Below are 266 nucleotides of genomic sequence, written 5' to 3' on the forward strand. Positions count from 1 at the left end.
GTAAGATCGTTCTTGGCCCATGTGGTCTCATTCCTACAAACCGTTCCGGATAGAAATGGCTTCCTCAACCCAGTTTGCGATGTTGTCCTTAATGTGGGCGTACACGTCGGTGCTCCTCCAATACGGGGGATCATAGGCCTTGACGATGCGGGACAGCGGCCTCTGGCCCACGGTGAATCCGTCGAACGGGTTATCACCCTTGGTGGCTTGTTGCTGGTTCCGGTCCTGCAGATTGTGGATGTAGACGCCGACGAGCCCCTTTCCGT

1 pseudogene is annotated in these 266 nt (G+C 56.0%); it reads right to left on the reverse strand.

The window, feature by feature from the left end:
- Positions 1-33: 33 nt before the first annotated feature.
- Positions 34-266 (reverse strand): annotated as a pseudogene (locus ACTFO6_RS18890) (TIR domain-containing protein); the annotation flags it as partial.

It is taken from the genome of Pelomicrobium sp. G1 (assembly GCF_051905455.1).
GTDB lineage: Bacteria > Pseudomonadota > Gammaproteobacteria > Burkholderiales > UBA6910 > Pelomicrobium.